The following is a 15,852-nucleotide window of genomic DNA, read 5'->3' as shown; positions in this document are numbered from 1 at the left end:
GCCCACCGGAAACCTTTCGGGGGCGGTGAGGCTTTCACAGTACCATTTCACTGCCAGCCGGTAACGTAGGTGTTCCGGTTGCTAGTTGTAGCTTTGGGATTCTGTTTACTTCTCGTCATTACGCTCCCGATGTCTTCTACAGCTAGTACTTTTGTTCTGGTCGATACACCAGAACCACACCGGGTGCGTACCCGCCAGATTGTAAAAGCTCATCCGGAAGTGAAGGAGCTAATGACCCGCACTCCCGCTACTGCCCTCATTGGCGTGGCGTGCGTAGCGGCGCAGGTGGTACTGGCAGTGTTTCTGCGCAACGAGCCGTGGTACATTGTGGCACTGGCGGCTTATTTCGTGGGTGCGTTTTTCTCGCACACCTTATTTGTAGTCATCCACGAGGCGGCCCACAATCTGATTTTTCGGAAGGTGTGGCAGAACGTAGCGGTGGGTATTGTGGCCAATTTTGCTTCCGTAATTCCTACAGCTATTTCGTTCAAGAATTTCCACATCAAGCACCACGTATTTCAGGGCGTGCACGAGCTGGACGCCGACCTGCCCGACTGGTACGAGGCCAAGCTGATTAAGAATTACTCGCTGGGCAAAGCGGTATGGCTGTTCTTTTTCCCGCTGTTTCAGGTTATCCGTACGATTCGCTGCCGCGAGGTAGCAGTGTTCGACCGGTTTGTGGTGGCCAACATTGTGGCGCAGCTGGCTTTTGATGCTGCCATTGTGTATTTCTTCGGCTGGATGGCGCTGGGCTACTTGTTTCTGAGCTTCTGGTTTTCGGTGGGCCTGCACCCGCTGGGCGCCCGTTGGATTCAGGAGCACTACCTCACCCTCGATGACCGGCAGGAAACGTATAGCTATTACGGCCCACTGAACGGTATCAACCTGAACGTAGGCTACCACAACGAGCACCACGACATGCCCTCGATTCCGTGGAACAAGCTGCCGCGCCTCAAGGCCGTAGCGCCCGAGTTCTACGAGCCCCTGCTGCATCACCGCTCCTACACCAAGCTGTTTTTCACGTTCCTTTTCGATCAGGAAATCAGCCTTTTCTCCCGTATCACGCGTCGGAGCCGTGGCCACGCCACGCTTCAGGACAGCTCCATTCCTGACAAGCAACTGGTGGAAGGCGTTTCGGCCTAGTATTTCGCTCACCAGCAGCCTACCTGTTCGCCCTCAGCCTGTCCGCTGGGGGCGTTTTGTTTTCCGGCAAAACTTTTCGAGCAGGTTTTCACTTATAGACGCCATATTCCGAATCCTTTGCTCATGAAAAAGATACAAGTCGAAATCTGGTCTGATATTCTGTGCCCCTTCTGCTACCTGGGCAAGCGGCGGCTGGAAAAAGCCTTGGCCAAGTTCCCGCACGCCAATGAGGTGGAAGTGAAATGGCGCAGCTTCGAGCTGGACCCCAATGCCAACCCCGAGCCCGGCGTCAGCCAGTACGCGCTGCTGGCCAGCAAGTATGGCAAGCCCGAAGAATGGGCCCGGCAGATGAGCGCCAACATGGCCCAATCGGCCGCAGAAGAGGGCCTGACCTTCGACTTCGACCGGGCTGTACCGGCCAACTCGTTGCGGGCGCACCGCCTAGTGCACTTGGCCGAGCAGCACGGCCGCCAAGATGCCGCCAAGGAGCGGCTATTCAAAGCCTATCTGGAACAAGGCCTCGACATCAACGACGTGCCCACGCTGGCCCGCATCGGTAATGAACTGGAATTACCGACGGCCGAGGTTGAGCAGTTGCTGACTTCCAACGCCTTCGAGCAAGAAGTGCGGCACGATGAGTACCAGGCGCGCCAGATTGGAGTGCGTGGCGTACCCTATTTCGTGTTCGACGACAAGTACGCCGTGTCTGGCGCGCAGCCCACCGAACTGTTTCAGGAAGTGCTGGAGAAAGTGTGGGAAGAAGCCCGTCCGCAACCCATACAACTAGCTGGTTCCGATGGGGCGTCCTGCGACATCAACGGCAACTGCTAGCTTACCTGCCAGCCACTCAACAAAAACGGCTGCCTCTTGCGGGGCAGCCGTTTTTGTTGTGCTGGTGCTTGCTTCTAAAACGATGTATTAAGCCGTTTGCTCATGCATCTGCTCTAGCCGCTCAGTAATGAAATCCACCTCGTGGGTTACCAACTCAAAGTCGATGGCGCGGGCGTTTTGGATGGCCTGCTCGGCGTTGCGGGCTCCCACCAACACCACCGATACACCGGGCTGGGCCAGCGTCCAACGGAGCACCAGCTGGCCCAGCGTGGCATTCTTGCTTTCCGCCAGCGGCCGGATTTTTTCCAGAAACTCATTCACACGGGTTACGCTCTCCGGCGTGAACAGGCGGTTGGTGGCGCGCAGGTCACTGTCGTCGAAATGCTGGCCGGGCTTGATTTTGCCGGTTAGCAGGCCCAGCTGCATAGGGCTGTACGCCAGAATGGATTTGTTGTGCCGCAGGCTATACGGCAGCACATCCTGCTCGATGTCGCGGCGCAGCATGCTGTAGGGCACCTGGTTGGACACGATGTGCAGCGTTTTTTCCGCTTCTTCCATCTGAGCCACCGAGTAGTTGCTGACCCCGGCGGCGCGCACCTTGCCTTGTTCAATCAACCGGCTCACGGCTTCCATCGTCTCATCGATGGGGGTAGTCACGTCGGGCCAGTGCTGCTGATACAGGTCGATGTAGTCGGTGCCGAGGCGGCGCAGGCTGTCTTCGCACTCCTTGATGATACTGTCGCGCCCGGCGTACTTATACACGTCGATGTCCTGGCCGTCGTTGTTCTTGGTTTTCATGGCGAAGTCGCCTTTGGCCAGGTCCCAGCGCATTCCAAACTTGGTCAGGATCTGCACTTTGTCGCGGGGCAGGGTTTTGATGGCCTCGCCCACAATTTCTTCGCTCAGCCCCATGCCGTAGATAGGGGCCGTGTCGATGCTGGTTACGCCCAGGTCGTAGGATGCGTGAATGGCCCCCACGGCATCGTTCTGCTCGGTGCCGCCCCACATCCAGCCGCCGGCGGCCCAGCTACCAAACGTGATGCGCGAAACCTCAACTTCTGAGTCTCCTAACTTTCTGTATTCCATTGGTTTGTTGTTCTATTTTAGAGCGGCCAGCATTTTTAGCGGCCGCAGGGTGTTAGCAGCAGTAGATACCCCAATGACCGGGCCAAGGTTACGGCGCCGCTTACCACAAAGCGTGGGCTGCTACCCGTTTGGCCCCTGTGGCACCCACCCGAAAAGCGCGGTTACCTCCGGGCGTCTTTCCCGGCGAAATTGCCGTAGAACCAGCGGATACTGCGGGCTTTATGGTTGCAGTATCCACCTGCACCTTGCCACCGTAGCCAGCGCCTTTTACCCTCCCTTCTATTTCCGGTTATGCGACGTCACCTTATCATCTGTGTGCTTTTGGGCTTGGGTTTGCTGCTGGCAGCTTTTCAGGGGCCACCCGATACGTTTATCCAGCAGGTAATGCGGCAACTGACCCGGTTCTATGCCAGCACCTACCCCGAAAAAACCTACGTTCAGTTTGATAAGGACACGTATGCAGTGGGCGAAATCATGTGGTTTAAGGCCTACGTGGTGGAAGCCGATGCCCATCGGCCCGACACGCTTAGCCGGGTGCTGTACGTCGACCTGCTTGCGCCCAACCAGAAAGTGGTGCAGCAACGAATGCTGGAACTGAAAAACGGCACCGCCCCCGGCGACTTTCAGCTGTCTGACACGCTTACCCAGGGCACTTACACCGTGCGGGCCTACACCAGCTGGATGCGCAATTCCAGCCCCAACTACTTCTTTAGCCGCTCGGTCACGGTATGGGCCAACACCGATGCGCTGCCAAATAAACCCCGGCGGCGCGCCGCTACCACACCCGTAGCGCAGCCCGAATCCAAGTGGCTGGACGTACAGTTTTTTCCTGAGGGCGGGCAGTTTGTGGCCGGGCTAGCCAGCATTGTAGGCTTTAAAGCCACCGATATGTACGGCGCGGGCGCCAACATACAAGGCATTGTGCAAGATGAAACTGGCAAGCAGGTGGCGCAGTTCAGCAGTGAGCACCTAGGCATGGGGCGGTTTCAGTTGCAGCCTGAGGCAGGCAAGCGGTACACGGCCATCGTGCGCCAACCCGACGGCCAACGCATCCGGCACGAGCTACCCACTGCACAATCCACGGGCTTTACTATGCGCGTGTTGCAGTTGGGTTCCAGCTACCAGGTAGCCATACAGTGCAAGCTGCCGCCCAACGCTCCGGCCGAGCGTGTTACGCTGGTGGGCCACGTTCGGGGCCAGGTGGTGTATGCCGGGCAGGGCGAGGTTACAGGCGGCGGTACGTTCTCCACCAACATTCCGAAAGAACGGTTTCCGGGCGGGGTAGTGCATTTCACATTGTTTGACGGGCAACAGGTGGCCCGGTGCGAGCGGCTGGCTTTCACCAACACCAACCCCGGCCTGCGCATCAGCCTGCAACCCGACAAGCCCACCTACGGCTCCCGCGAGAAAGTAACGCTCCGGGTGGGGGTAACCGATGAAGCCGGCCAGCCGGCCGCCGGGCAGTTTGCGCTGGCCGTCAACAGCACTGCGCTGGTGCCCCTCGATTCCGGCGCTACCGATATTCGTACGTATTTACTGCTGACTTCCGACCTGCACGGCCGCGTAGAGCAGCCCGGTTTCTACTTCCGCAACCAGTTGCCCGAAACCCGACAGGCGCTTGATAACCTGCTGCTTACGCAGGGATGGCGCCGCTTTGCGTGGAAGCCGTTACTGGCAGGCAAGTTCGGCGACTATCCGTATCCGCTGGAGCAACTGCTGAGCTTGAGCGGACAGGTGTTCAACAACAAACAGGTACCCGCTGCCGGCGCCACGGTGTCGTTGTTCCGGTTTGGGTCTGGTTCGGATATCACCGAAGCCACCACCGATTCGGCGGGGCGCTTTCTGTTTGCCGGTTTCTCGGGGCGCGACAGTGCCCGGATGCTGGTGCAGGTGAGAGGAAGAAAAGGGTTGCGAAACCCCACCATCAAGCTCGACCGGCGCCTAGTGGAAACCAGCAAAACGCCGGTCCGCCCCCTACCCGACACCGCGCCTACCAAAGCGCCTTACCTGGCCAGCAGCCGGCGCCAACAGGTGGTGGAGCGCCAGTACAGCCCCAACGCCAAAACCATTATGCTGGGCAACGTAACCGTAAAAGGCCGCGCCCTGCAGCCCGACTCGCGCCGGATTTATGGCCAGGCCGATGTAGTAGTCAAAACCAAGGATATTCCGGCCGCCAGCAGCTACGTCAACGTGCTGCAACTCTTGCAAGGCCGAGTGGCGGGCCTCACAGTTACCGGTAACCCGTTTGACATGCAGGTGCAGATTCGGGGCCAGGGCACGCCGCTGTTCGTGGTAGACGGTATTCCGATGTCGGATGCCAGCATTGTGAACAGCATTCCGGTGACGGATGTGGAAAGCGTGGAGGTGCTGAAAGGCACATCGGCGGCTATTTATGGTTCTCGGGGCGGTGGGGGCGTCATTGCCATCTTCACCAAGCGCGGCAACCCCGACTACGACTATTCCAACGACCCGCCCTCGCCCAACATGCAAACCTACCTGATGCCGCGCTACTACCAGGTGCGTGAGTTTTACGCACCGGCCTACGCCACCAACCGCAACGCCAACGTGCCCGATTTCCGGAGCGCTACGCTGTACTGGAACCCCAACATCCGCACCGATGCCAGCGGCCAAGCCACCGTATCGTTCTACACCTCCGACGAAGCCGGCACCTACCGCCTCACCCTCGAAGGCGTATCGGCCGCAGGCTCACCGGGGCATGGCACCACACAGTTTCAAAGCCGCTAAGTGCGTAGTAGCAGCTATTTGCGGCTGTACGGGAAGTTGGGCAACGCGGCCCGTACCAGGTTTTCAGCCAGGCGCTCGGGCTTGAGGGCATTGTTGCCGGTGCGCTGAAAGTCGAGCCGCCACGCCAGTTGGTTTTCGCGGCAGTCGTAGAGGGTGAGGCTGGTAGTGGCTTCGCTAGCTGGGATGATGGACTGATTACCAAGCAGCGGCTCGTTGAGCAGGATGCGCGCTGCCAGCCCCACCCCGTTGGGCAATGGCTGAAACAGCAGGGTTTCGCCCGACAGGATGGCATCGACGCCCAGCGCTTGCCGTACTTCCTCTAGGCTTTTGTCGGGTAGGTTTTCGTAGGTGATGCCGGCTTGCTGCAACAGCCGGTTGGTTTCGCGCACCTCCTGAAACTGCACCGTGTAGCCGCGGGTGGGCTTTTGGGCCTGAAGCTGGTCGTAGAACAGTTCCTGCAACCGATAGGCTACGTGCCGGCCTTCCCATTGCTGCTTGGCGGTCCACTCCTGTCGGATGCGCTGCTGGGCGGTGAGGGTAGTATCGGCGCCCGGAAACCGAATATCACTAAGTTGGATACGGTTCTGCTCCACATCGAAGGGCAGAATGGCGACGGTTCGGTGCGCAGTTAGGGCGGCTGGGCGCAGGGTGCTGGTAGTGAAGCGGCCGGGGGCGCAGCAGGTCAGCGCAGCGGCCAGAAAGAGTAGAAAAACGCGTTGCATGTGGTAAAGAGGAAACCAAGCCTTAAGTGGTTGTATGCGTTAAGTATTCAACATGCAAAATTTATGGCTTTTGGCTCTAACCAGCTGTTTAGCCAGCTTATTGGAACGGCACTGGCTGTAACTTACCAGTGAAATCCGGGGTATAGCAGAGGGTACATCATCCACTCCTGACCACTACTATGAAAACCATTTTGCAGGCAGCGCTTGTGCTGCTGGTTGGCCTGCTGAGCGCCTGCTCGCCGGCCGTTACCGTTCAACAGAAACCCGGCGTCGATTTCAGCCAGTACCGCACCTACGACTGGGCCAAGACCGAGGTGAAATCGGCCGACTCCAAAAACCCCATTTACAAGAGCACCCTGAACGACGAAATCATCCAGAATGCCATTAGTTCGGAGTTGGCTAAGCGTGGTATTCGGCAGGCGCAAGGCCGTACCAAGCCGGATTTCTACCTCACCTACCACCTCTATATTGAGGAGGCCGAACGCACCGTAGCCAACCCGCCGGCCACCGGCTTCGCGTATCCATACGCCATGTCGTACCGCGGCCGGTTTCTGCCCATCAACTACGGCTACTTCTATTCGTCGCCGTTCTACAACACCGGCTACCGCACCGAGACGTACCAGGAAGGCACCATGATTCTGGACTTCGTGGATGCGCGCACCAACAACCTGGTATGGCGCGGTTCCGTGGCCGACCCAGTGGGCAACCCCGCCAATATCGGCTCTGAGTTTGCCAAATCGGCCAAGGATATTCTCGACAAGTTTCCGGTGGCTGAAAAGAGCTAACCGGCTTCCAGGCTTTTCTACCAATCAACCGCCCCCGTTCAGGTTCTGAGCGGGGGCGGTTGTTTACCGCTACCTTTGAGGGTGCAAAATTCATCCCCCGATTTTCTGGCCGGCGCCCCAAGCTGGCTGAGTGTATCCCGCGTATCGTTGCAGGAAAAAGGCGCTTTTGCCTTGCACGAAGTCAGTTTCACGCAGCGGCAGTTTCAGAAGCTGGCCATTGCCGGTGAAACTGGCGCGGGCAAAAGCACCCTACTGCAAATCATAGCGGGCCTGATTCAGCGTAGTAGCGGCGAGGTGCGGTTTGAGGGTAATAGGGTGAAAGGGCCTACCGAACAGCTCATGCCCGGCCACGACGGCATTGCGTATTTGTCGCAGCATTTCGAGCTACCCAAGTTTTTGCGGGTGGAACAGGTGCTGCGCTACGCCAACCGGTTCGGGGCCTTGGATGTGCCGACGCTGTTCGAGGTGTGCCGCATCAGCCATTTGGCTACCCGCCAAACCAATCAATTGTCGGGGGGCGAAAAACAACGCATTGCCCTGGCCCGCCTGCTGCTCACGGCCCCCAAGCTTCTGCTGCTCGACGAGCCGTTTTCCAACCTCGACCGGGTACACAAGGCCATTCTGAAGGCCGTTATCCAGGACATTGGTGATAAGCTGGGCATCACCTGCCTGCTCATCTCGCACGACCCCACCGATACGCTTTCCTGGGCCGAGGAAATCATGGTGCTCAAAGCCGGCCACCTCATTCAGCAAGGCCCGCCCAGCCAGATTTACCATCAACCCGTTGACGAATACACCGCCGGCCTCTTCGGCGACTACAACCTGCTGGACGGACCGGCGGCCAAAGCCTTTGCTAAGCTCAGCGGTACCAAAGCCAGCCGCCCAGCCGGCAAACGCCTACTCATTCGCCCCGAAAAGCTGAGGCTGAGTGCTACTGACAACGGCGGCCTGCCTGGCACAGTGGCAGCTACCCGGTTTTTCGGCAGCTACTCGGAAGTGGACGTACGGGTGCTTGGTACGCAAGTTTTGGTACGGACAACAGAAGCCGATTTTGCAGTTGGCGCGCCAGTGTACGTATCGGTGGCAGCGGCGGGCGCGTGGGTTGTGTAAGGCACCAAGTAGGCAACTATGCCCGCGCTTAACCCACTACGCAGCGGCGGGCTGAAATAGCCGTTGGTATAGCCACCGCGCCAACCTGATGCCGGGCAAATCGACCAGGCGGTACATTGCCCAAGCCAGCAACAACAATACGGGCACCGTGGCTAGCACGCTCAACAACACGCCGGTATGGTAGCTCAGTTGTGGGGGCAGTGCTAAAAATACCGTGCTGGTGAACGTGGCAATAACCAGAAAGTGCAGCAGATACAAGGAAAACGAAATACCCCCTAACCACCGTAGCCACTTAGCACCCAGGGCGCGCCGGAGCGTGGGCGAGGCCATAACTGCCGCAATGAAAGCTGCTGCCCCTAGTATGTGTGCCACTTGCATAGCTCGGTCGTGCGTGAACCAGGAGGGCTGCAAAAACCGGTAGGCAGTGGCTTCCACCTCTACAAACCCAGCTTGCGGAAACGAGCCTAACAACGCCGCCACTAGCAGCAACAGCCCTGCTGCCACCCGCCGGTTGCGCCGCAGCCCCACAGGCCAAGCGGCATGATGCCGGGCATCATTGAGCGCAACGCCCACCGTAAAAGCGGCCAGATAGAAGCTGAGGTTGGCGAACTGTAGCACCACCAGCATGAATACGTAGAGCAAGCCGCGCCGCCGAAAATTGCCGAACAGCGCCAGCAAGGCAAACACAAAGTAGGAGCCAATGAGCTCGGTATTGAGCGTCCAGTGCACGGGGTTGTACTTGGCTTCGCCGTTCAGCGGCACACGTATCAGCGCATCGAGCACCAACTCCCAGCCCGCACCCAGCGGCTCCTGCCAGAAACCGGCCAGCCAAGTGTTGCCGAGCTGGCGGCTTAGCTCAACGTGCCGAAACGCCCCCGCCCAGTGCAGCCCAGCCGCCAGCAGCACCGAAAACCCCACCGGCACCACCAGCCGCACGTAGCGCCGCGCCGCCTGCGACTGTACTGCCGCCAGCTGGCCGGTGCGAAAGTATTGCTCGCTCAGCACCACTCCGCTCAGCACAAAAAACAAACACACCGCCAAATGCCCACCCAGCACAACATTGAGCGGACTGCCTGCTATTACCAGTTCCCAGCCACCCAGGCGAATAGCCTGCGGATCGGCCGTAATCAGGGCGGGGTAGAATACACTAGCCAAGTGATGCGCCACCACCACTACTGCGGCCAAGCCACGAATGCCGTCGAGGTAGTGTAGGGTGTGCGGCGGGAGGGCAGGAGTAGCGGAGGCAGGCACCGTGAACAGAGGCTAGCTAGATAGTACGATGCAGTAAAGTAAGTGCCGGTGGACACAAGGCACACCAAGGGCACATCCGCTCACTGCTCAACTAACAGCACACAGAGAGTACGCTGCTTCTGGAGTGCGTGTGAGCTAACCGACAAGCGGTGCGCTGCCAGCAGTGCGGCTACTGTGCGGCTTTGCCGCCGCGCGGAAACCGGGGGTCTTCGGAGGCACGTAGCGTGGAATCTGGCACCTGCACAAACCGGCTGTCGATGAAGCCTTTAGCGCTGTGCTTCGGAAACAGCTCCCCGCCGGGCTTGGGCGCTACGGTGTACAAACCATTCACCGCGGCCGATTTTAGGTCGAGGGTGTCGCCGCGCTTGACCACCAGAATACGGGTGTAGGCAGACGTATCGGGCTGCATGTAAATGGCCGCCGTTTCGGCCGTTACGACCACCGGATACCGGAATTTATCGGCTTTACCACAGGCTGCCAAAGCCAGTACGGATAGTACTACAAGTTGCTTCATGACCGCCAAGCTACTGCAAACTACCGGATTTCCTGCGCCCAGTGGGGTTCATTCAGCCAGTACAGATCAAGCAGCCAACGACAGCCGAAAAGCAGTTAGGAGAACGTACTCAAAAGGATGGCATCAAGTTGACGACCTTAACGCTAAGCCTTTTGGATTGGGCGCTAACTCATTGCTTGTGTGGTGATGCAATAAATCAACTTCTTCAAAACAACGAGTATTTAACTGCCCACCCCTGGCCTACTTACGGATTTACGCTGCGCACATACATACAAACTGCCGTGCCCTTCGTATTTATGAAGGCTTATACCCCTGTTACGACGTGTATGAATACCAGCTTACAGCTCGTACAAGACGAGCAACGGTTTCGCTCGCTATTTGAAAATAATCCGGACCTGGTGCTATTCCAGAACGCTACAGGGACTATTCTGGACGCCAACCAGGCGTTTCTTGCTCATATCAACAAACCCAAGGAGCAAGTGCTACACCGGCCGTTGTCGGACTTTTTACCGCCCGATAAGCGCCCGTTGTTTCAGCAGAAGCTACTTGAGGCATTTCGGGGCAAGAAGGTGCGCTTTGAGACCGATGTGAAATTTGATGGCTTGGAGCCGCGGCGTTTCGACATCACCAAGGTGCCGCTGATGGACGACGGCCAGATAACGGGAATACACGCCGTGTTCCGCGACATTACCGCAGTAGCCGCCGCGCAGCTGATGGTGCAGAAGCAGGCCCAAAAGCTTCATACTGTATTTGAAAGCATTACCGATGCGTTTTTTCTGGTCGACCACAACTGGCACTTCACGTACCTGAACAGTGAAGTGGAGCGGCTTTTGAACGTGCAGCGCGACGATATACTGGGCCTAAGCGTGTGGGACGTGTTTCCGGAGGAAGCCAACGGCGTGTTCTATCAGCACTACACGCAGGCAATCAGCACTGGGCAGGCGGTGCATTTCGAGGGCTTCTTCGAGCGGTTACAGATGTGGTTTGATGTAAAGGCCTTTCCATCGGAAGAAGGGCTGTCGGTGTATTTTTCCGACGTTACCGACCGGGTGAAGGCCCACGAGGAGCTATACCGGCAAAACAATGATTTGCAGCAGTTCACCTACATCGTGTCGCACAATTTGCGGGGTCCGCTGGCCAACATCATGGGCTTAGTGGACCTGCTGTCCTCCGCCCAACCAGCTTCCTACGACTTCGAGCAAATCCGCCAGCACCTGCAACTCAATACCCATCAGCTGGATGCCGTGTTGCAGGATATGAACACCATCCTTACCATCCGCGACAACCGCAACGTGGTAGCCCCCGAGCAGGTGCTGCTGCTGGACGTAATTGAGCAGGCCCGCCGCACGCTGGAAGTGCCGCTGGCGCAGTGCGGCGGCAGCATTCGGCTGGCAGTGCCCCCCAATGTGCGGGTGCACGGCAACCGGGCCTACCTTTACAGCATTTTCTTCAACTTGCTCTCCAACTCCATCAAGTACCGCGCCGATGCGCGGCCGCTGCAAGTGGAAATTGAGAGTACCGTAAGCCCCGAGCACGACATCGTAATTACCTTCGCCGACAACGGTTCGGGCTTTGATTTGCAGAAAGCCGGCTCCGATGTTTTTAAGCTCTACAAACGGTTTCACTCCCAGCACGTTGGCCGCGGCATGGGCCTGTACTTAGTCAAAACCCACGTGGAGGCTATGGGCGGGCACATTGCGGTTAGCAGCCACGAGGGAGTAGGCACCCGTTTTACTATCCACCTACGCTAAGCACCACATGGATATTTTATTGATTGACGACAACTCGACCAGTGTGTTTCTGACGGAGATGCTACTGAAGCGCGAGGGGTTCTCGGATAATATCCGTTCTTTCTTGGCAGCCCAAGACGCGCTACACTACATTGAGCAACACCTCCCCGACCGGGCTCCCGCCGTCATTTTCCTGGATTTGAACATGCCCGTAATGGACGGCTGGGAGTTTCTGGACGCCCTAAAGCCCCACGAACAGGAACTGGCTCAGCGGTGCCACATCTACGTTCTTACATCGTCGTTGGCCGCCTCCGACGCCCAGCGGGCCAAAGAGTACACCCTGGTATCGGGCCTGATTCATAAACCCGTTGACAGCCAGATGATCAAGCTCATTCGCACCGAAATAAGTGAGCAAAGCAAGTAAGCCCCATTTCAGCGCGAACAAGTTTGAAACAGTATGTGGGTGGTACAGCCCGGTTGTGTATGGTGTTATGATATAATAATCTCCACCCGGCGGTTTTGCTGGCGGCCTGCGGGGTTGTCGGTACCGTCAGGGTTGGTGTTGGGGGCAATGGGCTTGGTTTCGCCGAAGCCATGCACCTAGGAAACCTGTAGGATAGCTGTTTAGCTGGCGCGCACGTACTACCACCTCAGCCACTTGCTGCCGCCCGACTGGCAGCAGCTCCCCCCGAGCACAGGCAACCACTTCATCCTCTATCCTACCCCTCTTATGCACCTGCACCACACCCGCCACGGCGCCGGCAAACCGCTCCTGCTTATTCACGGCATTGGCGGCAGCAGCCACTCTTGGAACCCCATCCTCGACGAGCTGGCCGCCCACCGCGAAGTAATAACCATCGATTTGCCCGGCCACGGCCAGACGCCCCCGCTCCCCGGCCCCAACACCTTCTACGCCCTCACCGACGCCGTAGCCGCCTGGCTGCACGCTCACCACCTCACCGGCATCGACTGCGTGGGCTCTTCGATGGGTGCGCGCATGGTACTGGAACTGGCCCGGCGCGGCGCGGTGGGTGCCGTGGTGGCCCTCGACCCCGGCGGGTTCTGGCAGGGCTGGCAGATACCATTCTTCTACTACTCGGTGGCGGGCTCGGTGCGCTTGCTGCGGGCGGTGGAGCCGGCGCTGCCCACTCTCACGGGCAGTACTGTGGGGCGGACGCTGCTGCTGGCGCAGTTTTCGGCGCGGCCGTGGCGGGTGCCCGCCGCGGTAGCGCTGACGGAGCTGCGCAGCTTTGTACACACTCCCATCTTCGATGAGCTGCTGCGCGACCTGGCCTACGGCAAAAAGCAGGAAGGTGCCCCACGCGGCAGCATCCGGCACCCCTTGGTAATTGGGTGGGGCCGGCAAGACCGGGTGTGCTTCCCCAGCCAAGCCCGCCGCGCCGCCGCCGCCTTCCCCGATGCTTCCCTGTATTGGTTCGACCACTGCGGCCACTTCCCGCACTGGGACCAGCCCACCGAAACCGTGCAACTGATTCTGTCGGTAACCGGCCGGGAAACCGCCGCCTCGGCCGCCAGCGCCCCCGCCCACCAAGCCGCCGAGTAGCCGCCGCTTCTGGCAGTAGTTAAACGCAACGCCCCCGCCGTGTGGTTGGGGGCGTTGCTGTGAAAGAGCCCTTGGCACACGATATAAACTGTTGAGCTAACAGGTAAAGTGAGAGGATTTACTGTAGCGTGTCTTTATGCTGCTAAGCCACTTTAAGATTGTGTAGTCAACAATAATTGTCATATGATATAGCCTAGTAAAAGTGTTACTATTGTATGAAACCCATATATTTTTGGTGACATTTCTCCTGCCAAAACAGATAGGATATTTATTAATTTAAAATAAACAACGATGGACAGAAAATTTTCAGACCATGTCAAACAGTGTATAAGCCTTGCGAGAGAAGAAGCAATCAGAGTAAAAAATCAATTTATAGGGCCTGAACACTTCATTTTAGCAATAATAAAACAAGGAAACAATAGCGCTTTAGATATACTACATGAATTAAATATTAATATAAATGAGTTAAAGGAAAATATTGACCGAATTATATCATTAAACACTGAACATTTAACGGATATAAACATCACCGGTTCTATTCCTTTAACAAAAATCAGTGAAAAAATATTAAAAATAACATACTTAGAAGCAACTATATATAAATCTGAAATAATAAGAACAGCTCACATGCTTTCCAGTATAATTCGTGAAGAAGAAAATATTGTTTCAAAACTTCTAGCAAAACAAAATATAAATTATGAATCTTTAAAAAATGTTTTAAATAAATATTCTAAAACAATTAATGAAAATGAAACTTCAACTATAAATATACAGCAAGATCAAGACACGTTATCAGACCCTGAAAATTTATCACAGTTAAAAAGTATACTAGAAAGATCATTAATTAGTATACAAGATCACATAGAACCAGCAATTGGAATAAAAGATATTGCCGTAGAAATAGCCGATTTGATAATTAATCTCAAGGCTACTGACAAAGGCAAAATGATAGGAATATTTGGCAATTGGGGAAGAGGCAAGACTTTCTTAATGAATTTGGTTTGGGAAGATATAAATTTAAAAAATAATACATATAAGAAAGTCGACTTTCACGCGTGGAAATATCAAGACACTCCTGCTGTATGGGCATACTTGTATGAATCTATGTCTGAAGCCTATTATAAAAGTGAATATAAATGGAGATTCTCAAGATTAGTTGATAGGCTATACAAAGTATTTAAATTAAATATCATACGAAATGGATACTACAATATTGCTTCCTCTTCTATCATATTACTAGGAATAGTAATCATAACTTATTCATTATACACATATAAACCTTTGATCTTTTCTGAAGGTGGAGAAAAGTTCAAGGGATTACTTGTAGCTGGTTTTCTGATACCTGTTTCCATAGCTGGAATAAAACTATTAAAGTCGATAGTAAAATCCACCTATCTATCTGCGAATACCTTATTCAAGCAATACAGCGATAAAAAATCGTTTTTTTTCCTTACTAGGAATTCAAGCAGAAGTACAAAAGGAAATAAGAGCGCTAGTTAAAGCATGGCTGAAAGGAAATAATGAAAAAATTTTATTAATAGTTGATGATATAGACAGATGTAACGAAGATAAAATAATTCAAATAATAGATTCTTTAAGAATTATGCTTGAAGACAATGAGATATCGAATAAGATGGTTGTACTAACTGCAATTGACGAACGATTATTAAAATTAGCAGTTAAGCGAAAATATTTTGATTTTATAGACAAAGATCTATCCTTAAAAAACAAGCAAATTGAGGCCGAGAAATTATCTAATAAAATGGTTAGAGAATACCTAGACAAACTATTTATTGCAGGAATAAAACTCGGTAGACTTTCCTTAGGCGATAAAATAGAATTATTTAAGGCTTTCACAAGAGGACAGGTTGATACAATTAAAGATACTTCACAAAAAACGGACAACGTGCAAACAACTGCATCTGTAACTAAACCCATTTATCACGAATCGCAAAGTATTAACGTTGATCTATACGAACAAGAGGAAATAGAAATTTCTCAAAATTCATCGAAGCCCTTTGCACTTAGTGCAAAAGAATTTGAATTTATATCAAATATCATTGGAAATCTAGACACAGAGATAACACCAAGACAAATAAGAATTTATTACTACAGATATTTATTAGCAAGAAATCTATTGTTCAAGAAGTATTTAAATTTTTCATCACAACTGCAAATTGAACAGGTAAGACATTTGCTTGCAGGAATGCTAATACTCAAATGCTTCGAGTTAGATGGAATTCAAGAAACTAATAAAGTGAGCACAAATAACAATTTGCATACAATAACCATCTTAGGTATACAGTACAAAATGAACAGAGATTTAATCATGGAAATTTCGTCAGTAGTTGAAATGGTTGTAGGATATTAG

General features: G+C 54.6%; 14 protein-coding genes. 10 read left to right on the top strand and 4 right to left on the bottom strand.

Annotated elements, in window-relative coordinates:
* Positions 1-129: 129 nt before the first annotated feature.
* Together J0X19_RS03490 and J0X19_RS03485 are read left to right on the top strand one after the other, a co-directional pair.
* Positions 130-1,143, top strand: a complete 1,014-nt coding sequence (locus tag J0X19_RS03490) for a fatty acid desaturase (RefSeq protein WP_206981155.1) — start codon at positions 130-132, stop codon at positions 1,141-1,143.
* A 123-nt stretch (positions 1,144-1,266) separates the two neighbouring features.
* Positions 1,267-1,974, top strand: a complete 708-nt coding sequence (locus J0X19_RS03485; RefSeq protein ID WP_242581949.1) for a DsbA family oxidoreductase — start codon at positions 1,267-1,269, stop codon at positions 1,972-1,974.
* Between the two features lie 87 nt (positions 1,975-2,061).
* Here J0X19_RS03485 and J0X19_RS03480 read toward each other — a convergent pair whose 3' ends face one another.
* Positions 2,062-3,060: an aldo/keto reductase gene (locus J0X19_RS03480; protein ID WP_206981153.1), complete on the bottom strand. Its 999-nt coding sequence runs from the start codon at positions 3,058-3,060 to the stop codon at positions 2,062-2,064.
* Positions 3,061-3,351: 291 nt separating this feature from the next.
* Here J0X19_RS03480 and J0X19_RS03475 point away from each other — a divergent pair, with 291 nt between their 5' ends.
* Positions 3,352-5,805, top strand: coding sequence for a TonB-dependent receptor plug domain-containing protein (locus tag J0X19_RS03475; RefSeq protein ID WP_206981151.1), 2,454 nt, complete (start codon positions 3,352-3,354; stop codon positions 5,803-5,805).
* A gap of 14 nt (positions 5,806-5,819) precedes the next feature.
* Here J0X19_RS03475 and J0X19_RS03470 read toward each other — a convergent pair whose 3' ends face one another.
* Entirely contained in the window at positions 5,820-6,527 is a 708-nt protein-coding gene (locus J0X19_RS03470; protein WP_206981145.1) for a hypothetical protein, read from the bottom strand.
* Positions 6,528-6,706: 179 nt separating this feature from the next.
* Between J0X19_RS03470 and J0X19_RS03465 the strand changes: the two genes are divergently transcribed.
* Complete coding sequence (locus J0X19_RS03465; protein ID WP_206981144.1) at positions 6,707-7,312, top strand: DUF4136 domain-containing protein; 606 nt, start codon at positions 6,707-6,709, stop codon at positions 7,310-7,312.
* Positions 7,313-7,393: 81 nt separating this feature from the next.
* Positions 7,394-8,422, top strand: a complete 1,029-nt coding sequence (locus J0X19_RS03460; RefSeq protein WP_317194744.1) for an ABC transporter ATP-binding protein — start codon at positions 7,394-7,396, stop codon at positions 8,420-8,422.
* Between the two features lie 36 nt (positions 8,423-8,458).
* Here J0X19_RS03460 and J0X19_RS03455 read toward each other — a convergent pair whose 3' ends face one another.
* Positions 8,459-9,673, bottom strand: a complete 1,215-nt coding sequence (locus J0X19_RS03455) for an acyltransferase family protein (RefSeq protein ID WP_206981143.1) — start codon at positions 9,671-9,673, stop codon at positions 8,459-8,461.
* Positions 9,674-9,842: 169 nt separating this feature from the next.
* On the bottom strand, positions 9,843-10,187 hold the full coding sequence (locus J0X19_RS03450) for a hypothetical protein (protein WP_206981142.1): 345 nt from the start codon (positions 10,185-10,187) through the stop codon (positions 9,843-9,845).
* A gap of 326 nt (positions 10,188-10,513) precedes the next feature.
* On the opposite strand from J0X19_RS03450, the gene J0X19_RS03445 reads away from it, so the two are divergent.
* The 5 genes from J0X19_RS03445 to J0X19_RS03425 all read left to right on the top strand — a co-directional run bounded on the left by J0X19_RS03445 (position 10,514) and on the right by J0X19_RS03425 (position 15,852).
* Positions 10,514-11,938, top strand: coding sequence for a PAS domain-containing sensor histidine kinase (locus J0X19_RS03445; protein WP_206981141.1), 1,425 nt, complete (start codon positions 10,514-10,516; stop codon positions 11,936-11,938).
* 7 nt (positions 11,939-11,945) lie between these two features.
* On the top strand, positions 11,946-12,341 hold the full coding sequence (locus J0X19_RS03440; protein ID WP_206981139.1) for a response regulator: 396 nt from the start codon (positions 11,946-11,948) through the stop codon (positions 12,339-12,341).
* Between the two features lie 234 nt (positions 12,342-12,575).
* On the top strand, positions 12,576-13,481 hold the full coding sequence (locus J0X19_RS03435) for an alpha/beta fold hydrolase (RefSeq protein WP_242581946.1): 906 nt from the start codon (positions 12,576-12,578) through the stop codon (positions 13,479-13,481).
* A 291-nt stretch (positions 13,482-13,772) separates the two neighbouring features.
* Positions 13,773-14,981 (top strand): Clp protease N-terminal domain-containing protein, encoded by a 1,209-nt coding sequence (locus J0X19_RS03430; RefSeq protein ID WP_206981137.1) that lies wholly within the window; start codon positions 13,773-13,775, stop codon positions 14,979-14,981.
* The gene (locus J0X19_RS03425; RefSeq protein WP_206981962.1) at positions 14,875-15,852 is read left to right on the top strand and encodes a P-loop NTPase fold protein; all 978 of its coding nucleotides are present in this window, start codon (positions 14,875-14,877) and stop codon (positions 15,850-15,852) included. Before J0X19_RS03430 ends, J0X19_RS03425 begins: the two co-directional genes overlap by 107 nt.

The organism is Hymenobacter telluris, assembly GCF_017313265.1.
In the GTDB taxonomy this organism is placed as follows: domain Bacteria; phylum Bacteroidota; class Bacteroidia; order Cytophagales; family Hymenobacteraceae; genus Hymenobacter; species Hymenobacter telluris.
Note: the sequence above shows the minus strand (reverse complement) of the source record. Positions and strands in the feature narration are given on the sequence as shown.

Bases quoted from the DNA above. Each gene is read 5' to 3' on its own strand.
- J0X19_RS03490 (WP_206981155.1), top strand. From the start codon at position 130: ATGTCTTCTACAGCTAGTACTTTTGTTCTGGTCGATACACCAGAACCA.
- J0X19_RS03485 (WP_242581949.1), top strand. From the start codon at position 1,267: ATGAAAAAGATACAAGTCGAAATCTGGTCTGATATTCTGTGCCCCTTC.
- J0X19_RS03480 (WP_206981153.1), bottom strand. From the start codon at position 3,060: ATGGAATACAGAAAGTTAGGAGACTCAGAAGTTGAGGTTTCGCGCATC.
- J0X19_RS03475 (WP_206981151.1), top strand. From the start codon at position 3,352: ATGCGACGTCACCTTATCATCTGTGTGCTTTTGGGCTTGGGTTTGCTG.
- J0X19_RS03470 (WP_206981145.1), bottom strand. From the start codon at position 6,527: ATGCAACGCGTTTTTCTACTCTTTCTGGCCGCTGCGCTGACCTGCTGC.
- J0X19_RS03465 (WP_206981144.1), top strand. From the start codon at position 6,707: ATGAAAACCATTTTGCAGGCAGCGCTTGTGCTGCTGGTTGGCCTGCTG.
- J0X19_RS03450 (WP_206981142.1), bottom strand. From the start codon at position 10,187: ATGAAGCAACTTGTAGTACTATCCGTACTGGCTTTGGCAGCCTGTGGT.
- J0X19_RS03445 (WP_206981141.1), top strand. From the start codon at position 10,514: ATGAATACCAGCTTACAGCTCGTACAAGACGAGCAACGGTTTCGCTCG.
- J0X19_RS03440 (WP_206981139.1), top strand. From the start codon at position 11,946: ATGGATATTTTATTGATTGACGACAACTCGACCAGTGTGTTTCTGACG.
- J0X19_RS03430 (WP_206981137.1), top strand. From the start codon at position 13,773: ATGGACAGAAAATTTTCAGACCATGTCAAACAGTGTATAAGCCTTGCG.